This window comes from Mycobacterium sp. OAS707, assembly GCF_014873705.1.
Taxonomy (GTDB): Bacteria; Actinomycetota; Actinomycetes; order Mycobacteriales; family Mycobacteriaceae; genus Mycobacterium.
This window is the reverse complement of record NZ_JADBDS010000006.1, coordinates 68,062-87,733: the sequence shown is the minus strand read 5'-3', so window position 1 is coordinate 87,733 and position 19,672 is coordinate 68,062. Positions and strand designations below refer to the sequence as shown.

At 66.5% G+C, this 19,672-nt stretch carries 20 protein-coding genes and 1 pseudogene; 16 read left to right on the top strand and 5 right to left on the bottom strand.

What is annotated here, in order from left to right; translation table 11 throughout:
* Window positions 1-136: 136 nt before the first annotated feature.
* The 6 genes from GGC64_RS31695 to GGC64_RS31670 all read left to right on the top strand — a co-directional run bounded on the left by GGC64_RS31695 (window position 137) and on the right by GGC64_RS31670 (window position 8,183).
* Window positions 137-841 carry a response regulator transcription factor gene (locus GGC64_RS31695; protein WP_192726991.1) on the top strand — a complete coding sequence of 235 codons (705 nt, stop codon included), beginning with the start codon at window positions 137-139 and terminating at the stop codon, window positions 839-841.
* Entirely contained in the window at window positions 819-2,441 is a 1,623-nt protein-coding gene (locus GGC64_RS31690; RefSeq protein ID WP_225952749.1) for a cell wall metabolism sensor histidine kinase WalK, read from the top strand. Before GGC64_RS31695 ends, GGC64_RS31690 begins: the two co-directional genes overlap by 23 nt.
* Before the next feature lie 23 nt (window positions 2,442-2,464).
* A complete protein-coding gene (locus tag GGC64_RS31685) occupies window positions 2,465-4,330 on the top strand; it encodes a glycosyltransferase family 39 protein (RefSeq protein ID WP_192726575.1) in 1,866 nt (621 codons plus the stop codon).
* A gap of 47 nt (window positions 4,331-4,377) precedes the next feature.
* Window positions 4,378-5,646 carry a bifunctional glycosyltransferase family 2/GtrA family protein gene (locus GGC64_RS31680; protein ID WP_192726574.1) on the top strand — a complete coding sequence of 423 codons (1,269 nt, stop codon included), beginning with the start codon at window positions 4,378-4,380 and terminating at the stop codon, window positions 5,644-5,646.
* A 33-nt stretch (window positions 5,647-5,679) separates the two neighbouring features.
* Window positions 5,680-7,560, top strand: a complete 1,881-nt coding sequence (locus tag GGC64_RS31675) for a glycosyltransferase family 39 protein (protein ID WP_192726573.1) — start codon at window positions 5,680-5,682, stop codon at window positions 7,558-7,560.
* 131 nt (window positions 7,561-7,691) lie between these two features.
* Window positions 7,692-8,183, top strand: coding sequence for a carbonic anhydrase (locus GGC64_RS31670; protein WP_192726572.1), 492 nt, complete (start codon window positions 7,692-7,694; stop codon window positions 8,181-8,183).
* Here the strand turns inward: GGC64_RS31670 and GGC64_RS31665 are convergent.
* Together GGC64_RS31665 and GGC64_RS31660 are read right to left on the bottom strand one after the other, a co-directional pair.
* Window positions 8,180-8,347 (bottom strand): annotated as a pseudogene (locus tag GGC64_RS31665) (PaaI family thioesterase); the annotation flags it as partial. The gene GGC64_RS31670 and the pseudogene GGC64_RS31665 overlap by 4 nt on opposite strands.
* A gap of 501 nt (window positions 8,348-8,848) precedes the next feature.
* Window positions 8,849-9,274, bottom strand: a complete 426-nt coding sequence (locus tag GGC64_RS31660) for a PaaI family thioesterase (RefSeq protein ID WP_192726571.1) — start codon at window positions 9,272-9,274, stop codon at window positions 8,849-8,851.
* Window positions 9,275-9,332: 58 nt separating this feature from the next.
* On the opposite strand from GGC64_RS31660, the gene GGC64_RS31655 reads away from it, so the two are divergent.
* Window positions 9,333-10,139 carry a transporter substrate-binding domain-containing protein gene (locus GGC64_RS31655; RefSeq protein ID WP_192726570.1) on the top strand — a complete coding sequence of 269 codons (807 nt, stop codon included), beginning with the start codon at window positions 9,333-9,335 and terminating at the stop codon, window positions 10,137-10,139.
* On the opposite strand, the gene GGC64_RS31650 is transcribed toward GGC64_RS31655, so the two are convergent.
* Complete coding sequence (locus GGC64_RS31650; protein WP_192726569.1) at window positions 10,126-10,695, bottom strand: helix-turn-helix domain-containing protein; 570 nt, start codon at window positions 10,693-10,695, stop codon at window positions 10,126-10,128. The two genes, GGC64_RS31655 and GGC64_RS31650, sit on opposite strands and share 14 nt — an antisense overlap.
* Before the next feature lie 75 nt (window positions 10,696-10,770).
* On the opposite strand from GGC64_RS31650, the gene GGC64_RS31645 reads away from it, so the two are divergent.
* The 7 genes from GGC64_RS31645 (at window position 10,771) to GGC64_RS31615 (ending at window position 17,075) form a co-directional block, all read left to right on the top strand.
* A complete protein-coding gene (locus GGC64_RS31645) occupies window positions 10,771-11,202 on the top strand; it encodes a tautomerase family protein (RefSeq protein WP_192726568.1) in 432 nt (143 codons plus the stop codon).
* Window positions 11,195-12,319 (top strand): zinc-binding dehydrogenase, encoded by a 1,125-nt coding sequence (locus GGC64_RS31640; RefSeq protein ID WP_192726567.1) that lies wholly within the window; start codon window positions 11,195-11,197, stop codon window positions 12,317-12,319. Before GGC64_RS31645 ends, GGC64_RS31640 begins: the two co-directional genes overlap by 8 nt.
* 155 nt (window positions 12,320-12,474) lie before the next feature.
* Window positions 12,475-13,398, top strand: coding sequence for a sulfate adenylyltransferase subunit CysD (cysD, locus tag GGC64_RS31635; RefSeq protein ID WP_192726566.1), 924 nt, complete (start codon window positions 12,475-12,477; stop codon window positions 13,396-13,398).
* Window position 13,399: 1 nt separating this feature from the next.
* On the top strand, window positions 13,400-15,244 hold the full coding sequence (gene cysN / locus GGC64_RS31630) for a sulfate adenylyltransferase subunit CysN (protein WP_255529013.1): 1,845 nt from the start codon (window positions 13,400-13,402) through the stop codon (window positions 15,242-15,244).
* Entirely contained in the window at window positions 15,241-15,969 is a 729-nt protein-coding gene (locus GGC64_RS31625) for a 3'(2'),5'-bisphosphate nucleotidase CysQ (RefSeq protein WP_192726565.1), read from the top strand. The genes cysN and GGC64_RS31625 overlap by 4 nt, the downstream gene beginning before the upstream one ends.
* Before the next feature lie 22 nt (window positions 15,970-15,991).
* The gene (locus GGC64_RS31620; protein WP_192726564.1) at window positions 15,992-16,588 is read left to right on the top strand and encodes a cysteine hydrolase family protein; all 597 of its coding nucleotides are present in this window, start codon (window positions 15,992-15,994) and stop codon (window positions 16,586-16,588) included.
* Between the two features lie 10 nt (window positions 16,589-16,598).
* On the top strand, window positions 16,599-17,075 hold the full coding sequence (locus GGC64_RS31615) for an RrF2 family transcriptional regulator (protein ID WP_192726563.1): 477 nt from the start codon (window positions 16,599-16,601) through the stop codon (window positions 17,073-17,075).
* On the opposite strand, the gene GGC64_RS31610 is transcribed toward GGC64_RS31615, so the two are convergent.
* Window positions 17,005-17,685 carry a TetR/AcrR family transcriptional regulator gene (locus GGC64_RS31610; RefSeq protein ID WP_192726562.1) on the bottom strand — a complete coding sequence of 227 codons (681 nt, stop codon included), beginning with the start codon at window positions 17,683-17,685 and terminating at the stop codon, window positions 17,005-17,007. The genes GGC64_RS31615 and GGC64_RS31610 overlap by 71 nt on opposite strands.
* A gap of 77 nt (window positions 17,686-17,762) precedes the next feature.
* Here GGC64_RS31610 and GGC64_RS31605 point away from each other — a divergent pair, with 77 nt between their 5' ends.
* Both GGC64_RS31605 and GGC64_RS31600 read left to right on the top strand, forming a co-directional pair.
* Window positions 17,763-18,665, top strand: coding sequence for an alpha/beta hydrolase (locus tag GGC64_RS31605; RefSeq protein WP_192726561.1), 903 nt, complete (start codon window positions 17,763-17,765; stop codon window positions 18,663-18,665).
* Window positions 18,652-19,308, top strand: coding sequence for a maleylpyruvate isomerase family mycothiol-dependent enzyme (locus GGC64_RS31600; RefSeq protein WP_192726560.1), 657 nt, complete (start codon window positions 18,652-18,654; stop codon window positions 19,306-19,308). The genes GGC64_RS31605 and GGC64_RS31600 overlap by 14 nt, the downstream gene beginning before the upstream one ends.
* Here the strand turns inward: GGC64_RS31600 and GGC64_RS31595 are convergent.
* On the bottom strand, window positions 19,277-19,669 hold the full coding sequence (locus GGC64_RS31595) for a VOC family protein (protein ID WP_192726559.1): 393 nt from the start codon (window positions 19,667-19,669) through the stop codon (window positions 19,277-19,279). The two genes, GGC64_RS31600 and GGC64_RS31595, sit on opposite strands and share 32 nt — an antisense overlap.
* Between the last annotated feature and the right edge of the window lie 3 nt (window positions 19,670-19,672).

Sequence of the window (19,672 nt, the reverse complement as noted above, 5' to 3'; positions counted from 1 at the left end):
ATCTCGTATACCTGGACGCCTTCACAGCCGACACATAGACAAGGCACAGTCGAGACCTATGGCCGCGACGAATAATGGGCGCGTGTCCACTCCCAGCGCTTTCAGCGTGAACGAGACCGAACCCGCGCGCGTGGTGATGCGGCGTGCGGACGGCAAGCCGATCCACGTGCTGGTCGTCGATGACGAGCCGGTGCTCGCCGAACTCGTGTCGATGGCCCTGCGGTACGAGGGATGGGAGATCGCGACGGCGGGCGACGGCGCCTCGGCGATCGCGTCGGCGAGGGAGACGCCGCCCGATGTGGTGGTGCTCGACGTGATGCTGCCGGACATGAGCGGGCTCGACGTGCTGCACAAGCTGCGTGAGCAGATTCCCGGCCTGCCATTGCTCCTGTTGACCGCGAAAGACTCGGTCGAGGACCGCATCGCCGGTTTGACCGCAGGCGGCGACGATTACGTCACCAAACCGTTCAGCCTCGAAGAGGTGGTGCTGCGGCTGCGCGCGCTGCTGCGGCGCACCGGCGTGACGAGCGAGACGGGGGGCGCCAAGGTGATCGTCGGCGATCTGGTCCTCGACGAGGACAGCCACGAAGTCACCCGCGGCGGCGAGCTGATCTCACTGACCGCGACCGAGTTCGAGCTGTTGCGATTCATGATGCGCAACGCCAAACGCGTGCTCAGCAAAGCGCAAATACTGGACCGAGTGTGGAGTTATGACTTCGGTGGTCGGTCCAACATCGTCGAGCTTTACGTGTCGTATCTGCGCAAGAAGATCGACAACGGGCGTGAGCCGATGATCCACACCTTGCGCGGCGCGGGTTATGTCCTCAAGCCCCCCCGCTGAGGTCCGGCGCGGCCGCTTCCGCTCGCCGCGCAGTTGGTCGCTGCGGGCCAGGCTGCTCGCCTCTCAGATCGTCCTGCTGGCCTTGGTGTGCGCGGCGATCGGGGTGGGCACCGAGCTTGCGCTGCAACGCTTTTTGATGAATCAACTCGACGACCGGCTGGCCGAAACCGGTCACCGTTCGGTCGGGCTGTTCGAGTTCGGGCCTCCGATGGGGCCGCCCGGACGACCAGGGCCACCGGGACCGCCCGGCATGGAGCAGGTGCCTGGCTTCCCGCCGCCAGACTTCACGCGGCGCATCATCATTCGTAACGACTTCGGGCCTGGCCCCTACTTCCTCAACGCCCCGGGCCAAGCGGCCCGCACGGTCGGGGCGGTGGTGAGCCGCGGCGCCCCTGTCGATGCGGGCATCATCAACGCAGACGGCACACAGTCCGAAATCAGCAGCACCGCAGCCAAACAACTCGCCACTGTGCTGCCGAACGACAAACCGATCACGATGAGGCTCGACGGCCTTGGCCGCTACCGCGTCGTCGCTATGCACGCCCGCGGTCCCGGCGAGACGATCGTGACGGGGTTGCCCACCTCGGACGTCGACGACACCTTGTTGACGGTGATGGTCATCTTCGGCGTAGTCGGCGCGGTAGCACTTGTCGGCGGCACCACCGCGGGCATCATCATCATCCGTCGCCAACTTGCGCCGCTGTCAAGGGTTTCCGAGGCTGCCCGGCAGGTGGCCGACCTTGAACTCGACCGCGGCGAGGTGCGACTGCCGACGCCGATCGTCAAGGTCGATCCCCTCAGCGCGGACACCGAGATCGGACAGCTCGGCTCGGCGCTGAACCGGATGTTGGATCGTATCGCCGGTGCGCTGTCTGCCCGCCACGCCAGCGAAACGCGCGTGCGTCAGTTCGTCGCCGACGCCAGTCACGAACTGCGTACGCCGCTGGCCGCGATTCGCGGCTATACCGAACTGGCGCAACGCAAAAGGGATGACCTGCCCGACGACGTCGCGCATGCGATGAGCCGCGTCGAATCCGAAACCGAGCGCATGACGCAACTCGTCGAGGACATGCTGCTGTTGGCTCGGCTGGACACCGGACGGCCGTTGGAGCGCGAGCAGGTCGACTTGTCCCGACTCGTCGTCGACGCGGTCAGCGACGCCCATATCGCCGGACCCGACCATCAGTGGTCGCTGGATCTGCCCGACGAGCCCGTTGTCGTCACCGGCGACGAAGCCCGGCTGCACCAAGTGCTCGCCAATCTGCTCGCGAACGCCAGGACGCATACGCCTGCAGGCACCACCGTCACGACATCGCTGTCCATCGACGATTCCGGCGGCGCCGCGCTCACGGTCGCCGACGACGGTCCTGGCATTCCGCCGTGGCTGCAGCCCGAGATATTCGAGCGCTTCGCCCGCGGCGATTCGTCGCGGTCGCGGCGTGGCGGCAGCACCGGCCTCGGACTGGCGATCGTCGCCGCAGTGGTGCGGGCCCACAGCGGCACCATCGGGGTGCACAGCGTGCCCGGCAAGACCGAGTTCGTCGTGCGCTTTCCTGGTGATCCACAGTCGACTCACAGCTCGCCCAAATCCGGCGCCTAGCGCGCTCAACGAAACTCGCCTTGATGACCACCCTGGTTCTCCCCGCCGAGCAGACGCAAATGGCCCCGACACGCCGCGGTTTTGGGGCCATCTGCGTCTGCTCGCGGGTCCGCCTGGGCCTACTTCTGGTCGCGACGGCCGTGCTGTACCTGTGGAACCTCTCGGTGAGCGGTTGGGGCAACGCGTTCTACTCCGCCGCTGCACAGGCCGGCGCCAGCGACTGGACAGCGATGCTTTTCGGGTCGAGCGATGCCGCCAACGCGATCACCGTCGACAAGACGCCCGCCGCGCTGTGGATCATCGACATCTCGGTGCGACTGTTCGGGCTCAACCCGTGGAGCGTCCTGGTGCCACAGGCGCTGGAAGGTGTCGCGGCCGTGGCGTTGTTGTATGCCGCGGTGCGACGGGTTAGCGGTGAAGGCGCGGCGCTGCTGGCGGGCGCGGTGTTCGCGCTGACGCCCGTGGCCGCACTGATATTTCGGTTCAACAATCCCGACGCGCTGCTGGTGCTGCTTCTCGTCGGCGCCGCTTATTGTGTGGCGCGAGCGTGCGAAAAGGACAGCAGCCCTTGGTGGTTGATCGGCGCGGGCGTCCTCGTCGGCTTCGGGTTTCTTGCCAAGATGCTGCAGGCATTCCTGGTGTTGCCGGGACTCGCCGCGGCGTATCTGATCGCGGGTCCGCACCGGATGCGACGGCGCGTCGTCGATCTGCTCGCGGCCCTCGCCGCCGTTGTCGTGTCGGGCGGCTGGTATCTGTTGCTCGTGGAGTTGTGGCCCGCGAATGCGCGGCCCTACATCGGCGGCTCGCAGCACAACAGCATCGTCGAGTTGGCGTTGGGCTACAACGGTTTGGGCCGGTTGACCGGTGACGAGCCCGGCGGGCTCGGCAACCTCAACTTCGATGTCGGATGGGGCCGGCTCTTCGGCAACGGGATGGGGCTGGACATCGGGTGGCTGCTGCCTGCCGCGCTGATCTGCCTCGGTGCGGGGTTCCTCATCACCAGGCGGGCACCGCGCACGGATCCGACGCGGGCCGCGCTCATCCTGTGGGGTGGCTGGCTGACCGTCACCGCGCTGGTATTCAGCTTCGCCAACGGCATTCTGCACCCTTACTACACCGTCGCACTGGCGCCCGCGGTCGGCGCCTCGATCGGTATCGGGGCAATGCTGCTGTGGCGCAACCGATCCGACCTGCGGGCCGCGATGGCATTGTCAGGCACGGTCCTGGTCACCACCATCCTCGCGGCGGTGCTGTTGTCGCGGGACAGCGAATGGCTGCCGTGGCTGCGGGCCGCGGTCGCGGTCGGGGGAGTGGGCGCGGCAGTGCTGCTGCTGGTCGCGGGCCGCCTACCCCTGGCGGTTGCTCGGTCGGCGGCCGCGCTGGCTGTTGTGGCGTGTCTGGCAGCGCCCGCGGTGTATTCGGTTGCGACCGCGGCCGTCCCGCACAGCGGCGCCATCCCGTCCGTCGGCCCCGCGAGGCATGGCTTCGGCGGATTCACCGGCCCGGGCGGCCTGCTCGACTCGCCGACACCGGGACAGGCATTGACTGCGAAGCTGTCCGCGAATGCGCGCGACTTCACCTGGGCCGCGGCGGCCGTCGGCTCGAACAACGCCGCCGGCTACCAATTGGCAACGGGCGCACCGATCATGGCGATCGGCGGATTCAACGGCACCGACCCGTCACCGACGCTGGAGCAGTTTCAGCGATACGTGGCGGACGGACGGATCCACTACTTCGTCCGCGGCAAGATGATGATCGGCCACTGGGGCCGCGTGACAGGCAGCAGCGAGTCCACCGATATCGCCAACTGGGTCGAGACCCACTACACCCCGCTGACCGTCGACCGCGTGGTCATTTATGACCTCACGCAACCGCCCCGCGATTCATAGCCAGGGCATAGCTAAGGCCCACGACGGACACACGCTGCTACTCAACCATGGTTCTCATGACAGACATCGCCCTTGAACCGCTCACCGGACTGGCTCACCACTTCGAATCGCGGCCGAACGCCGCCGTGGCGGCCCGCGCCGCCGGCGTGCCAGTGCTCGACGTCGTGGTACCGGTGTACAACGAACAAGCCGCGCTCGCCGACTCTGTGCACCGATTGCATCGCTATCTTCGGGAGAACCTGCCGTTCGAGGCGCGCATCACGATTGCCGACAACGCCAGCATCGACGACACGCCACGCATCGCGGCCGAACTCGCCGACGAGTTGCCCGATGTCCGCGTCGTCCGGCTCGAGCAGAAGGGACGCGGCCGCGCACTGCACGCGGTCTGGTCGGCCTCCGATGCTCCGGTGTTGGCCTACATGGACGTCGACCTGTCGACCGACCTGGCCGCGCTCGCCCCGCTGGTCGCGCCACTCATCTCGGGCCACTCGGACCTCGCTATCGGCACCCGGCTCGGCCGCGGCGCACGGGTTGTGCGCGGCCCGAAGCGCGAGATCATTTCGCGCTGCTACAACCTGATCCTGAAATCGACACTGGCCGCTGGCTTTTCCGATGCGCAGTGCGGGTTCAAGGCCATCCGCGCCGACGTCGCCGAGCGTCTTCTGCCGCACGTTTCCGACACCGGCTGGTTCTTCGACACCGAACTGCTGGTGCTCGCGGAGCGCAGCGGACTGCGGATCCACGAAGTCCCGGTGGACTGGGTGGACGATCCGGACAGTCGCGTCGACATCGTCGCCACGGCGACGGCTGACCTCAAGGGCATCGGGCGGATGTTGCGAGGCTTCGCCGACGGTTCGATCCCGGTGAACACCATTGCCGCACAATTGGGTTCATCGCGGAAATCGGCCGCACCAGGCTCGCTGTTTCGCCAGGTGGTTCGGTTCGGCGCCATCGGTGTCGCATCGACCGCGGCCTATGTGCTGCTGTTCATGCTGATGCAGGGCTGGGCAGGCGCCCAGGCGGCAAACCTGATCGCCTTGCTGCTCACGGCGGTTGGCAACACCGCAGCGAATCGGCGGTTCACGTTCGGCGTCGGCGGCCGCACCAACGCGACCCGCCATCACTTCGAGGGTCTCGTCGTATTCGGCATCGCGCTGACGATCACGAGCGGCTCGCTGGCCCTGCTGCACGCGGTGGTCGCGCAGCCACACCACCTGGTCGAACTCGCAGCACTGGTGCTGGCGAACCTGGTCGCCACTGCCGTGCGCTTTGTCCTCCTGCGCGGCTGGGTCTTTCACCCACGCCGATCGCGCTGAACCCCCACCCACGACGCAAAGGAAACTGCCTACATGACGATCACCGAAGTACCCCCGCAGACCGCGGCGGTACCAGAGGCGCGACGCAACGCGCGATGGGTCCGTCCCGCGGTGCTGACGCTGCTTGCGGCGACCGCGGTGCTGTATCTGTGGGGACTTGGATCCTCCGGATGGGCCAACGACTACTACGCCGCCGCGGCGCAGGCAGCCACGCAGGACTGGAAGGCGTGGCTGTTCGGCTCACTGGACGCGGGCAATGCGATCACCGTCGACAAGCCACCCGCCGCGCTGTGGGTGATGGGCTTGTTCGGCAGGCTGTTCGGGTTCAGCGCGTTCACCATGCTGCTGCCCGAGGCGTTGATGGGTGTCGGAGCGGTCGGACTGCTGTATCTGACGGTGCGGCGCACCAGCGGACCCGTCGCCGGTCTGATCGCGGGCGCAGCACTCGCGGTGACGCCGGTCGCCGCGCTGATGTTCCGGTACAACAACCCCGACGCCCTGCTCGTGTTGCTGCTCGTGGCCGCCGCGTACTTCATGGTGCGGGCCATCCAGACGGGCGGCACGCGCTGGATTGCGTTGGTGGGTCTCGTTGTTGGGTTTGCGTTCCTTACCAAGATGCTGCAGGCCTTCCTGATCGTGCCCGGTCTTGCGCTGGCGTTCCTCATCGCCGCGCCCGTGGGCATCTGGCAGCGCATCGGCAAGCTGCTCGTCGGCGCCGCCGTGATGGTGGTTTCGGGTGGTTGGTACGTCGCACTGGTCAGCCTCTGGCCCGCGGACTCGCGGCCGTACATCGGCGGGTCCACCGACAACAGCCTGTTACAGCTTGCGTTGGGCTACAACGGAATCCAGCGCATCGCCGGTGGTGAGGGTGGTCCCGGCCGCGGTCCCGGCGGAGGAGGGCCGAAGGGGGCCAACCTGTTCTTCGGTGGCGAACCGGGTATCGGCAGGCTGTTCGGTCCGTCGATGGGTGTGGAAGCGTCCTGGCTGTTGCCCGCCGCGTTGATCGGGCTTGCCGCGGGTCTCTGGTTCACCCGCCGCACGGCGCGCACCGGATCCGTTCGGGCAGGACTGTTGTTGTGGGGCGGCTGGGTGCTGGTCACCGGCGCGGTGTTCAGTTTCATGGACGGCACCGTGCACCCGTATTACACAGTGGCTTTGGCGCCGGCCGTCGCGGCGCTGGTCGGGATCTCCGCGGTCGAGTTGTGGCGTGGCAGGGAGTTCCTGATGCAGCGGCTCTTGCTTGCGGTGATGGCCGCGTTCACCGGCGTCTGGGCGTTCATTCTGCTCGACCGCACGCCGGATTGGCTGCCCGCATTGCGCTGGATCGTGCTGGCCGGATGCGTGATCGTCGCGGCTGTCATCGCGGTCGGTGCCCACCGTCTCGGCCGCGCCGCGGTCGTACTCATAGCTGCTGCAGCACTTTTCGGCCTCGCCGCGCCCACCGCGTTCTCGCTCTACAACGTCACGCAGGCCCACAGCGGGCCTGGCACGATGTCAGGTCCCAGCCGCGACGCCGGCTTCGGCGGCGGGTCAGGCGGGCCGTTCGGTGGACGCGGCCCCGGTGCCGCCAACGAGGACAACGAGGCGCTGGCGCAACTTCTCAAAGGTACCGACAGTCGTTGGGCCGCAGCCAGTATCGGTTCGATGGGGGTGAGCAGCCTCGAACTCAAGACAGGCACTTCCCTGATGGCGATCGGCGGCTTCACCGGATCGGACAACTCACCGACGCTGGCGCAGTTCCAGGGCTACGTCGCCGACCACGAGGTCCGGTACTTCATCGGCAGCGACAACCACCGAGGTCCCGGTCGGGACCGCTCGGGCCCGGCGCAGGAGATCACGACGTGGGTGAAGCAGAACTTCACCCCGATCGAGGTCGGCGGCACAACCGTCTACGACCTGAGTCAACCGCGCTAGTCCGCCCTGATCAGACGGCCGCCCTGCTACCCCCGGCAGGGCGGCCGTCGCGGCCTGTTCACGATGATTTTTTGGCTGGCGCTGCGTCGCTGCGTTGCTATGGTCTCCTGCAGGTCTTCGAGGAGGTCCCAATGTCCGTGACCGACGAATATTTGAAGAACAACGAGGCGTACGCCAGCACGTTCAGTGGCCCACTGCCGCTGCCGCCGAGCAAGCACGTCGCGGTGGTGGCGTGCATGGACGCCAGGCTCGACGTCTACCGGATCCTCGGGCTTGGCGACGGCGAGGCACACGTCATCCGCAATGCGGGGGGCGTCATCACCGACGACGAGATCCGCTCGCTGGCGATCAGTCAGCGGTTGCTCGGCACCAAAGAGATCATCCTGATTCACCACACCGACTGCGGCATGCTGACTTTCACCGACGACGGATTCAAACAGCAGATTCAGGACGAGACCGGCATCAAGCCCGAGTGGGCGGCGGAGTCCTTCGTCGATCTCGAAGAGGATGTGCGTCAGTCGCTGCGCCGCATCGAGGCAAACCCGTTCGTCACCAAACACGAATCGCTGCGCGGATTCATCTTCGACGTCGCCACGGGTCGGCTGAACGAGGTCACGCTCTAACCCACTTTGTAGGTCGCGATCGCCTTCGCGACCGCCTCACCCCCCGGCGTCACGACGTCGACGTCGCAATTCACCAACGTCTTGCCGCGCCGCAGCACCCGCCCGATCGCGATCAGGTCGATCGCGCGCGCAGGCGCCAGAAACTGCATCGACATCGACGTCGTCCAGCAAACAAGACATAGGGAAACACCTGATTCAATGTCGCCGATTCGCGCGCAGACTTGGTGCTGTAGGCGGACGCGCTTCGGGGGCGGACCGCCGGATTTTCTAGATCAAAACAGGGACTCCAAACGGTCCGAACCCTTGTCGTGGCAGCGACAGCCATCGGGGTGGCTCCAGCGACAAGTGCAGCGCACCCCTTGGCGTGAACGACAGAAGGCAGGGCTTGACATGTTAAAACGATTTCTGATGATCGGGGTCGTCGCCGGCTCGATCAGCGTTGGCGGCTTTGTAGGTGTGGGTATCGCCTCGGCCGATCCTGTGTGTGGAGTGCCCGGGACCCCGCCGTGTGCGCCATCGCTCAGTCCCGAGCAGCAGTGCGCGCTGATCGCGTGGCGAACCTGGACACCGTGCAACTGGGTGGGTCTGCAGGTTCCAATCGGAACACCGGGCAGCGTCGGCTGACGCCTCTACCGGTCACCTAATGGCGTTAGCCCACTTGTAGGTCAGCCCACTTTGTAGGTCGCGATCGCCTTCGCGACTGCCTCACCCTCCGGCGTCACGACGTCGACGTCGCAATTCACCAATGTCTTGCCGCGCCGCAGCACCCGCCCGATCGCAATCAGGTCGGTCGCGCGCGCAGGCGCCAAAAACTGCATCGACATCGACGTCGTCACCCCGCGCAGCGAGTCCGGCACTTCAGCACCCGCCCATGCCGCGGCCATCACCGCGACATCGGCCAGCGCCGCGATCGCGCCGCCGTGCACCATGTCGGCGACCGTGACGTTGGTCGGGTCCCACGGCAGGCGCAGTCGCACCTCGTCGGCATCGAGTGCATCGGCGACGATCCCGAGCTTGGCGACGAACGGCGACGACGGGATGAACTGGGCCATGACGTCGGCACCGGTCTGGGGCTGGGTGGGAGTAGACATGAACCCAGTATGTGCGCCTGATCAATTACCTCTGAAGTAAGCGAACCGAGGAGAGTCGATGACAGCGATCCGGTTGGCCACGATGGCTGTGTTGATCGTCTTGCTGACAAGCTGCGGGTCATCCGCTCCGCTGACCACGATGCAGACGGCAGGCGGTTTGCCGGGCATCGCACAGCGCGGCGCCGTCCGCGTTTGCAGCACCGGCGACTATCGCCCGTTCACTTACCGCGACCCGCAAGGGAATTGGAGCGGGCTCGACGTCGAGATGGCGCATGATATGGCCGCTCGGCTTGGCGTCAGGTTGGACGTGGTGCAGACCACGTGGGCCAATCTCATCACGGACTTGAACGACAAGTGTGACGTCGCGATGGGTGGAATCTCGATCACGCTCAATCGCGCCAAGCAAGCTCTCTACAGCGCCCCGTATCTACGCGATGGGAAAGCGGCCATCATCCGATGCGCCGACTCAGCGAAATTTCAGACGTTGGCCGATATCGACCACCCAGACGTACGGGTAGTGGTCAATCCGGGCGGGACCAACGCCGACTTCGACAAGGAGCATCTGCGGCAAGCGCAGGTTGTCACTTACCCCGACAACAACACGATCTTCGACCAACTCATCGACAACGCCGCGGACGTCATGATCACCGATGCGAGCGAGGTCCGGTGGCAGGCCAACCAGAATCCGCAACTGTGCGGCGTGAGCCTGGATCACCCGTTCACGTTCGAGCAGAAGGGTTATCTCATCTCGCGGCCGGCGACCGACCTGCAGCAGTGGATCAACCAGTGGCTCAACATCGCGCAGAACGACGGCACTTATGAGGCGGTGAGTCGCAAGTATCTCGGCGCCGTCATCGGTCCGTGACGGCAGCGACCAGCGACTCCAATTGTGCGGCAATCTGATCCAGCGACTCGGTGCTGCGCTGGGCGCGACACATCGCCACGCTGCCCTCGACGGCTGCCACGATCAGAACGGCCAGGCTCTCGGCGTCGGATGCGCCATGGTCACGCAGTGATTGCGCAAGCAGCGATGTCCAGTTGCCGAAGGCCACCGCTGCGGCATCACGCGGCGCTGTTCCGTCGTCCGGAAGGTCCTCGACGGATGCGGCAAGCACCGGGCAGCCGGCGCGAAAGTCACTGTCGACCACGATCTTTCGCCACATCTTCAGGAATGCTCTGAGGCCGGCCAACGGTCCGGCCTGCAACTCCTTGACCAATGCGCGCGTGGTCAAATCGTCGGCCCACCGCACCGCCTCGGCGGCCAACTCGTACTTGCCGCCGGGGAAGTAGTGATACGTCGAGCCGAGCGGTGCCTGCGCGTGCTTGGCCAACTCGCGAACGCTTGTCGCGTTCAATCCGCGGCGGCGCATCATGTCGGCCGCCCCGGCCACGAGGCGCTGTCGAGACTCCGTATCGGCCACCGCCGACCTCCTTGCTATGACGACTGTTATAGCCTACGGTACATCATTTATAACAGTCGTTATAGGAGGTTTCTCATGCCGATGATCGGATTGACGGTGCCCGCCGGCGTACTCAGCGCGGAAAAGCGTCGTGACCTGCAGAAAACCCTGGCGGCCACGCTGCTCAAGTGGGAAGGCGCGCCCGAAACGGCGTTCTTCCGCGCGCAGGCGTGGAGCCGGGTTGACGAAGTGACTCCCGGCGCTTTCGCCGCACTCGAGGACGACGCGCCGCGGTTCCGCGTGGATGTGACGGTGCCGCAGGGTGCATTGTCTGACCGCCGCAAGGAGGGACTGGTCAAGGAGGCGACCGCCAATGTGCTCGATGCGGCAGGCCTGTCCGAGGCGGACGCGCTGCGGGTGTGGGTGCTCGTCCACGAGCAACCCGAAGGCACCTGGGGCGCCGGAGGCGCGATCGTCCGATTCGCCGAACTCGCCGCGCTGGCGAAGGCGGAGCGCGAAAATGCGTGAGCTGCAACTGATTCGCACGGGTCATCTCGAGTGGCGAGAACGCGATGCGCCGCGGCTGCAGGATCCTGGCGACGCGTTGGTGCGCCCGTTCGTTGCGGGGCGCTGCGACGGTGACGCGCTGCCGGTGCATCGGCATGTCTCGCGTGCGATGCAGGTCGGGATGCGCGTCGGGCTGGTGGATCCGATCGTCGCCAGCGTGTGTGGACCGATCCCGTTTGTGGGCCCGTTCGCGATCGGGCACGAATGCGTTGCGGAGGTGATCGAGACGGGCCCGTCGGTTAGTGGTTTGCAACGCGGCGACGTCGTGATCGTGCCGTGGGCAGTGTCGTGTGGCAGTTGCCGTGAATGCGAACGCGGGATCACCGCGAAATGCGCCACCACCCGCACCAACACGTTGGCGGCCTTCGGTTTCGGGCCGGCGAGCGGGCCGTGGGGCGGCATGGTGGCCGATGTGCTGCGCATCCCGTTCGCAGATCACATGCTGGTGAAGGTGCCCGGCGAGGTGGATCCCCTGCGGGTGGCGTCGGCCAGCGACAACCTCGCCGACGCCTGGCGATGTGTGGTGCCGATGCTGCGCGAACGACCGGGTGGTCGGGTGTTGATTCTCGGCGGCGCGGCGCAAAGCATCGGCCTGTATGCGGCGGGGCTGGCCGTGCGCCACGGCGCCGAGACCGTCGACTACGTCGACGACCGGCCCGAGAGGCTGGCGATCGCAGAGAAGTTCGGTGCCCGCGTGCACCAGGTGAAGAACGCCAAGCGCACCACCGCCGACATCCCGCGCCGCGACTACGACGTCGCGGTGGAGGGCACGGCCACCGCCGCGGGTGTCGACGCGGCGCTGCGGTCACTGGCGCCAGGGGGAGTGTGCCAACCGGTCGGGTTCTACCTACCGCCGGGCACGAAGGTGCCGCTGATGCACATGTACGTCAACGACGCCTCGCTCAAGATCGCAGTGTCCAGTGTCCGTCCGGTCTTGCCGGAGTTGCTGGATTTCGTTGCCGCCGACGACTTCCCGGCAGAAGTCGTCACCACGTTGACCGCGGACTGGGACGACGCCCCGGAGGCGTACAAGGCGCACACCACGAAGCTGGTCCTCCACCGCTCCCGGCTGACCTGATCGCGAGCAGACGCAAAATGGCCCGACACGCCGCCGCGACACGCCACTTTGCGTCTGCTCGCCGGGGAACGCCGTTGACAGCGCAGCCCCTGGCTGGTTTCATATCGGGTTATGCAGATAATTCTGGTCATCTCTACCAACTTTACGAGGATGACATGACTGCCACCCAGGAATTGAACGCTGGCCGTTACGAGCTGAGCCATCTGCGCTCGCTGGAGGCCGAGGCCATCCACATCATTCGGGAGGTGGCCGCGGAGTTCGAGCGGCCGGTGCTGCTGTTCTCCGGCGGCAAGGACTCCATCGTGATGCTGCACCTGGCGATCAAGGCGTTCCGGCCGGGCCGGCTGCCGTTCCCGGTGATGCACGTCGACACCGGGCACAACTTCGACGAGGTGCTGGCCGCTCGCGACGAACTCGTCGCGGAGTCCGGAGTACGCCTTGTCGTGGCCAAGGTGCAGGACGACATCGACGCGGGCCGGGTGGTCGAGACGATCCCGTCGCGCAACCCGATGCAGACCTTCACGCTGTTGCGCGCCATCCGCGAGAACAAGTTCGACGCCGCATTCGGCGGCGCACGCCGCGACGAGGAGAAGGCCCGCGCCAAGGAGCGGGTGTTCTCCTTCCGTGACGAGTTCGGCCAGTGGGATCCCAAGGCGCAGCGGCCCGAGCTGTGGAACATCTACAACGGCCGGCATCACAAGGGCGAGCACATCCGCGTGTTCCCGCTGTCCAACTGGACCGAGTTCGACATCTGGTCCTACATCGGCGCCGAGAAGATCAAGCTGCCGTCGATCTATTACGCACACGAGCGCAAGGTGTTCGAGCGCGACGGCATGCTGCTGGCGGTGCACAAGTACATGCAGCCGCGCAAGGAAGAGGAGGTCGTCACCAAGACCGTGCGGTTCCGCACCGTCGGCGACGTCACCTGCACGGGCTGCGTCGAGTCGTTGGCGGGCACGGTGTCCGAGGTGATCGCCGAAACCGCCGTCTCGCGGCTGACCGAGCGCGGCGCTACCCGCGCCGACGACCGAATCTCTGAAGCTGGAATGGAAGATCGCAAGCGCGAGGGGTATTTCTGACATGGCAACACTTCTCCGCATCGCCACCGCAGGCTCGGTGGACGACGGCAAGTCCACGCTCATCGGCAGGCTGTTGTTCGATTCCAAGGCCGTGATGGAGGACCAGCTCGCCGCGGTCGAGCGCACGTCCAAGGAACGCGGACATGACTACACCGATCTGGCACTGGTCACCGACGGTCTGCGCGCCGAGCGTGAGCAGGGCATCACGATTGACGTCGCGTACCGCTACTTCGCCACGGCCAAGCGGAAATTCATCATCGCCGACACCCCGGGCCACATCCAGTACACGCGCAACATGGTCACGGGAACCTCGACCGCGCAGCTGGCGATCGTGTTGGTCGACGCCAGGCACGGGTTGCTCGAGCAGTCGCGCAGGCATGCGTTCCTCGCCTCGCTGCTCGGAATCCGGCACATCGTGCTGGCAGTCAACAAGATGGACCTCGTCGACTGGGACCGTGAGCGCTTCGAGAAGATCCGCGACGACTTTCACGAGTTCGCCGCCCGGCTCGACATCCATGACGTGACCACGATTCCGTTGTCGGCGCTCAAGGGCGACAACGTCGTCACCAAGTCGGAGAACACCCCGTGGTACGACGGGCCCTCGCTGCTGTCGCATCTGGAAGACGTGTACATCGCGGGCGACCGCAACCTGGTCGACGTGCGGTTCCCTGTGCAGTACGTGATCCGTCCGCAAAGCCTTGATCATCACGACCACCGCAGTTACGCGGGCACCGTGGCCAGCGGTGTGATGCGGCCCGGTGACGAGATCGTCGTGCTGCCCAGCGGAAAATCCAGCCGCATCACCGAAATCAATGGCCCGAGCGGCCCTGTGCAGGAAGCCTTTCCGCCGATGGCGGTGTCGATCAGCCTCGCCGACGACATCGACATCTCCAGGGGCGACCTGATCGCGCGGCCGAACAACCAGCCGCGGGTTGCGCAGGAGTTCGATGCCACGGTGTGCTGGATGGCCGACGAAAGCTCACTGGAGCCGGGCCGCGACTACATCATCAAGCACACCACCCGCAGCACTCGCGTGAAGGTGACCGCGCTCGACTACCGGCTCGATGTCAACACGCTGCACCGGGACAAGTCGGCGACCGCACTGAAACTCAATGAGCTGGGCCGCATCTCGCTGCGCACGCAGGTGCCGCTGCTGCTCGACGAGTACAGCCGCAACGCCGCGACGGGTTCGTTCATCCTGATCGACCCGAACACCAACGGCACCGTCGCCGCGGGCATGATCCTGCCGTACGTGACGGCGCGCACGTCGAGCCCGAACACGGTGCGCCACCAGTCGCTGTGCACCTCCGAGGACCGGCTGTCGAAGGGCCGCACGGTGTGGTTCACCGGCCTGTCCGGCTCGGGCAAGTCGTCGGTGGCCATGCTGGTCGAGCAGAAATTGCTCGAAAAGGGAACGCCCGCCTATGTTCTCGACGGTGACAACCTGCGGCACGGCCTGAACGCCGACCTCGGTTTCTCGATGGCCGACCGCGCCGAGAACCAGCGCAGGCTGGCTCACATCGCGGCGATTCTCGCCGACTCCGGCCAGGTCGTGCTCGTTCCGGCGATCAGCCCGCTCGAAGAGCACCGCGCGCTGGCACGCAAGGTGACCACCGATGCGGGCCTCGACTTCTTCGAGGTGTTCTGTGACACCCCGCTGGAGGACTGCGAACGCCGTGACCCGAAGGGGTTGTACGCCAAGGCGCGCGCGGGCGAGATCACCCACTTCACCGGAATCGACAGCCCGTATCAGAAGCCGAAGAACCCGGACATCAGGCTCACGCCGGACCGCTCCACGGAGGAGCTCGCCGATCTGGTGATCGAGCTACTGGAATCGAAGCGGTGACCGACCACGACGTCGCCGCACGGTTGGCGACTGAGGCAGGCAAACTGCTGCTCGATGTGCGCAGCGAGCTTGCCGACGCCACCGAGGCCGAGCGGAAAGCCGCGGGGGACAAGCGATCCCACGACTTCCTGATGGAGGCGCTGGCCGTCGAGCGGCCCGGCGATGCCGTGCTGTCGGAGGAAGGTGCCGATGACCCGGTGCGGCTGAGCTCGGAGCGGGTGTGGATTGTCGACCCCCTCGACGGCACCAGGGAGTTCTCCGAACTGGGCCGCGAGGACTGGGCTGTGCATGTTGCGCTGTGGCAGGCAGGTGAATTGGTGGCCGGTGCCGTTGCCCTTCCCGCACAGGGCATCACGCTTGTCACGCCGACGGTCAACCCGCCGCCGGCCACCGCGGACAGGCCGCGAATCGTGGTGTCGCGCACCAGGCCACCGGCGATCGCGCTCGCGGTGCGTGAAGCGCTGGACGGCACGCTGGTCGAAATGGGTTCGGCAGGAGCGAAGGTCGCATCCGTCGTGCAGGGCATCTCCGACATCTACGTGCACGCCGGCGGCCAGTACGAGTGGGACTCCGCGGCACCCGTCGCAGTGGCCCGCGCGGCCGGTCTGTACACGTCGCGCATCGACGGCACGCCGCTGGTCTACAACCAGGCCGACCCACGACTGCCCGACCTCATCGTGTGTCGCCCCGAATTCGCCGACGCCGTGCTGGCCGTCACCAAATGAGTGCGCACAGTACGCTCTGCGCGTGAGCAACCCGACCCTGCGCGTCCTCGCCGATCTGCCCCAACGGCCGGTCAGTCTGGCCGAATCGACCCTGATCCTGATCGACTGCCAGAACACCTACACGCGCGGAATCATGGAACTCGAGGGCGTGCAGGCGGCGCTCGACGAGGCCGCCGCTCTGCTGGAGCGGGCCCGCTCGGCGGGCATCCCGATCATCCACATCCAGCACGACGACGGCCCCGGTTCGCTGTACGACATCGAGGGGGAGAGTGGCGCGATCGTCTCGCAGGTCGCACCGCACAACGGCGAGCCCGTCGTGGTGAAGAACTATCCGAACTCGTTCGTGCAGACGGACCTCGATGAGGTGTTGAAGACCTCCAATGCCACCAACCTCGTACTGGCGGGCTTCATGACGCACATGTGCGTGAACTCGACGGCCCGCGGCGCGTTCAATCTCGGCTATGCGCCGACGGTGGTCGCATCGGCGACGGCCACCCGTGCGCTGCCCGGACTGGGTGACGAGACGGTGTCCGCGGAGGCCATGCAGGCGGCCAGCCTCGCCGCGATGGCCGACCTGTTCGCCGTCGTGGTTCCCAGCGCTCACGACATTCCCGACTAACCTGACCAACATGCGGATGTCGGCCAAGGCGGAGTATGCCGTCAGGGCCATGGTGCAGCTGGCCACCATCGAAGAGGGCGTCCTTGCGAAGACCGACGACCTGGCCAAGGCCCAGGGCATTCCGCCGCAATTTCTCGTCGACATCCTGTCTGACCTGCGCACCGACCGGCTGGTGCGCAGCCATCGCGGCCGGGACGGCGGCTATGCGCTGGCCCGTCCGGCCCGAGAAATCAGCATCGCCGACGTCCTGCGCTGTATCGACGGCCCGCTGGCCAGCGTGCGCGACATCGGGCTCGGCGATCTGCCGTACTCAGGGCCGACGGCGGCGCTGACCGACGTTTGGCGCGCGCTGCGGGCCAGCATGCGGTCGGTGCTCGAGAAGACCAGTCTCGCCGACGTCGCGTCCGGTGCGCTGCCTAAACACGTCGCGAAGATGGCCGACGACTATCGCGGCCAGGAGGAGCAGCGGGGTCACTCCGTCGGGTAGCGATGCCGTCGAGCAGCATGTGCAGCCCGCGGTCGAAGTCCTCGTCAACCGACATCTTCGTCGCGACCTTCGCGAGCGCCTCGATATTCGGATACGTCCGGCCGGCCACTGAGCCGATTCGCGCGGCGGCGTCGGCGGCATCGCGGCCGCGGGTCAGTGGGCCTGCGAGTTCGGTCTGCGCGGCGCCTACGACGAATCCGAGCACGGCGTGAAATGCAGCCAGCCGATCGCGGTCCGCTAAACCGGCGCGTGCAAGCGCGGCAATCAAGGCATCGGCGGCGGCAAAACCGGTCGCCGACAGTGTCCGGCGAGTCAGCACCAGCGGAATCGCGGCAGGGTGCGCACGGATGCCCCGCCACATCGCATCGGCGATCGCGTACGCGTCGTGCCGCCAATCGTCGGTCGGGTCGGGCAGTCGAACCTGCGCGACAACCGCGGCGACCACGAGTTCCTCGAGGCCTTCCTTGTCGGCGACGTAGTTGTAGACGGTCATCGGGCCGGTGCCCAGCGCGGCGGCCAGCGACCGCATGCTGAGCGCGCTCAGTCCTTCTGCGTCGACGATGCCCAGCGCCGCCGCGGCGATCTCTTCCGTCGTGAACCGTGCGCGCATTCTTTGACTCCTTGACAAGTACATCGTACGTAAGCCAGTGTAGCCAACACGTACAGCGTACTTATGAAGGAGTGCACATGCCCGCGACCATTCCGACCGAGCGCGTCGATTTCTCGTCTGGTGGCGTCCGATGCGCGGCGTGGCTGACGCTGCCCGCTGGGTCTGGCCCGCATCCGGCCGTCGTCCTGGTGCATGGTCTCGGCGCAACGCACGACATGATGCTCGCGCAGTACGAACAACACTTCGCCGCCGCAGGAATCGCGACGGTCGCGTTCGACTATCGAAACACCGGAGCATCCGACGGCCAACCGCGCCAACATATTTCGATACGCAAACAATGCGATGACGTCGTCGCGGCGCTCGACCATCTGACGGCGACGCCGGAAATCGACCACCGGCGCATCGGGTTGTGGGGCACCAGTCTCGGCGGCATGAACGTGGTCCGCGTCGCCGCGGAGCGTGACGACGTCGCGGTCGCCGTGGTGCAGTGCCCGATCGTGCACGGGCCCGGCGCCGCCCGCAGACTGGGGCTGTTGTCCGCGTTGCGGCTGACACCCGCGATCGCGGAGGACCTGCTGCGCATAGCCACCAAGCGCGGTCGACGCTACGTGCCGATCGTCGGGCCGCCGGGCGGGTTCGCGATGGTCACCGTCGAAGGCGCCCAATCCGGTTGGAATTCCACGGTTCCGCCGGACGGCCAGTTCGACAACCGCATCGCCGCCGCCGACGCGGTAGCGATGGTGACGACGTCGGTCCTTCACCATGCCCGCCGCATCGACGCGCCCTTCCTCGTGTGTGTCTGCGACAGGGAAAACCTGATGGACCCGGCATACGCCGCGTTGGTCGCGCGCCGCGCGCCCAAAGGCGTGGAGCGGCACTACGACTCCGACCACTTCGCGATCTACCACCCGCCGCTGGTGGCCCAGGTGCTCGCCGACCAAACCGCCTTCCTCAAGGAGCACCTCGATGTCCGCGCGTGATCGGTTGAGGGCTAACGACATTCGCTTCTGTGCAGTGTCCGACGCGTTCAGCGCCGAGGACTGGGCGCGGCCAAGCCTGTGCGACAGCTGGTCCAACCACGACGTGCTCGCGCATCTGGTCGTTGGGTACAGCGCAGGCGCAGTCGCGCTGACGGCCGAAATGCGCCGGCACAGTTGGTCGTTCGACCGCGCGAACGCCGCGATGGCGCGATCGCTTGCGGTGTCGCGAACTCCGCTGCAACTGCTCGACGACTTCGACAGGCTGACCTGGCGGCCTCAGGGGCTCGGCCGATACTTCCCGCCGCAGCTACTGCTTGGTGACCACATCACCCACGAACTCGACATGCTGTTCGCGTTGGGCCGCCAGCCGGCGATTCCCGCCGACGCGCTCGTCGCAGTGCTCAACACCCAAGTTCGTGTGCCGAACCCCTTCGTGCCCGCCTACCGCAACAGTCGAGGGCTGCGACTGGTCGCCACCGACGCCGACTGGACGCACGGTCACGGCCCGTTGGTCCGTGGCCTTGCCGCCGACTTGGTTTCGGTGCTTGCCAACCGAGAAGCGATGTTGGGCCGCCTCGACGGCGACGGTGTCGGCACCCTGGCGTCGAGGGTCAGCCGGCACCTGATCCGTAGGGCCGGGTGAGGATTTCCAGATAGTGCCCGCTGGGGTCCTGGAAGTAGACGCCACGGCCGCCGTCGTTGGTGTTGATCTCGCCGGGCCTGGCGCCCCGCGGATCGGCCCAGTGCTGCAGGCCGCGGGCCTTGATGCGTGCATATATCTCGGTGAACTCGTCCTCGGACACCAGGAACGCGTAGTGCTGCGGGTGGATGTCCTCACCCTGGGCCACCTGGGCGTAGTCAAGGCTGGCGTCGTGGTTGAGCCCCACCGCCAGGAACGGGCCGAATTCCTTGGCGGCCGGCAGCCCGAACAGCTCGGTGAAGAAGCGGGCCGATTCCTCGCGGTCCTTCGCAGCGACGATGGTGTGGTTGAACGTGATTGCCATATC

Coding starts and splice junctions, on each gene's coding strand:
- GGC64_RS31670 (WP_192726572.1), top strand. CDS start 7,692: ATGTCCGTGACCGACGAATATTTGAAGAACAACGAGGCGTACGCCAGC.
- GGC64_RS31595 (WP_192726559.1), bottom strand. CDS start 19,669: ATGGCAATCACGTTCAACCACACCATCGTCGCTGCGAAGGACCGCGAG.
- GGC64_RS31680 (WP_192726574.1), top strand. CDS start 4,378: ATGGTTCTCATGACAGACATCGCCCTTGAACCGCTCACCGGACTGGCT.
- GGC64_RS31685 (WP_192726575.1), top strand. CDS start 2,465: ATGACCACCCTGGTTCTCCCCGCCGAGCAGACGCAAATGGCCCCGACA.
- GGC64_RS31695 (WP_192726991.1), top strand. CDS start 137: ATGCGGCGTGCGGACGGCAAGCCGATCCACGTGCTGGTCGTCGATGAC.
- GGC64_RS31690 (WP_225952749.1), top strand. CDS start 819: ATGTCCTCAAGCCCCCCCGCTGAGGTCCGGCGCGGCCGCTTCCGCTCG.
- GGC64_RS31660 (WP_192726571.1), bottom strand. CDS start 9,274: ATGTCTACTCCCACCCAGCCCCAGACCGGTGCCGACGTCATGGCCCAG.
- GGC64_RS31600 (WP_192726560.1), top strand. CDS start 18,652: ATGTCCGCGCGTGATCGGTTGAGGGCTAACGACATTCGCTTCTGTGCA.
- GGC64_RS31615 (WP_192726563.1), top strand. CDS start 16,599: ATGCGGATGTCGGCCAAGGCGGAGTATGCCGTCAGGGCCATGGTGCAG.
- GGC64_RS31610 (WP_192726562.1), bottom strand. CDS start 17,685: ATGCGCGCACGGTTCACGACGGAAGAGATCGCCGCGGCGGCGCTGGGC.
- GGC64_RS31605 (WP_192726561.1), top strand. CDS start 17,763: ATGCCCGCGACCATTCCGACCGAGCGCGTCGATTTCTCGTCTGGTGGC.
- GGC64_RS31675 (WP_192726573.1), top strand. CDS start 5,680: ATGACGATCACCGAAGTACCCCCGCAGACCGCGGCGGTACCAGAGGCG.
- GGC64_RS31655 (WP_192726570.1), top strand. CDS start 9,333: ATGACAGCGATCCGGTTGGCCACGATGGCTGTGTTGATCGTCTTGCTG.
- GGC64_RS31645 (WP_192726568.1), top strand. CDS start 10,771: ATGCCGATGATCGGATTGACGGTGCCCGCCGGCGTACTCAGCGCGGAA.
- cysD (WP_192726566.1), top strand. CDS start 12,475: ATGACTGCCACCCAGGAATTGAACGCTGGCCGTTACGAGCTGAGCCAT.
- GGC64_RS31640 (WP_192726567.1), top strand. CDS start 11,195: ATGCGTGAGCTGCAACTGATTCGCACGGGTCATCTCGAGTGGCGAGAA.
- cysN (WP_255529013.1), top strand. CDS start 13,400: ATGGCAACACTTCTCCGCATCGCCACCGCAGGCTCGGTGGACGACGGC.